This window comes from Enterococcus spodopteracolus (assembly GCF_030441955.1).
Taxonomy (GTDB): domain Bacteria; phylum Bacillota; class Bacilli; order Lactobacillales; family Enterococcaceae; genus Enterococcus_B; species Enterococcus_B spodopteracolus.
This window is the reverse complement of sequence record NZ_JARJHD010000115.1, coordinates 1-435: the sequence shown is the minus strand read 5'-3', so window position 1 is coordinate 435 and position 435 is coordinate 1. Positions and strand designations below refer to the sequence as shown.

Here is a 435-nt window from a genome sequence, read left to right as displayed (position 1 = left end):
CTGTTCTCCGGAGGTGGACGATGAAGACCTTCCGCTGGAAAGTGAAACCCGGTATGGATGTGGCTTCGGTCCCTTCTGTAAGAAAGGTGCGCTTTGGTGATGGCTATTCTCAGCGAGCGCCTGCCGGGCTGAATGCCAACCTGAAAACGTACAGCGTGACGCTTTCTGTCCCCCGTGAGGAGGCCACGGTACTGGAGTCGTTTCTGGAAGAGCACGGGGGCTGGAAATCCTTTCTGTGGACGCCGCCTTATGAGTGGCGGCAGATAAAGGTGACCTGCGCAAAATGGTCGTCGCGGGTCAGTATGCTGCGTGTTGAGTTCAGCGCAGAGTTTGAACAGGTGGTGAACTGATGCAGGATATCCGGCAGGAAACACTGAATGAATGCACCCGTGCGGAGCAGTCGGCCAGCGTGGTGCTCTGGGAAATCGACCTGAC

General features: G+C 56.8%; 1 protein-coding gene. It reads left to right on the top strand.

What is annotated here, in order from left to right; translation table 11 throughout:
• A partial coding sequence (locus P3R27_RS14825; RefSeq protein ID WP_438839302.1) for a phage tail protein occupies positions 1-350 on the top strand: 350 nt, incomplete at its 5' end.
• Between the last annotated feature and the right edge of the window lie 85 nt (positions 351-435).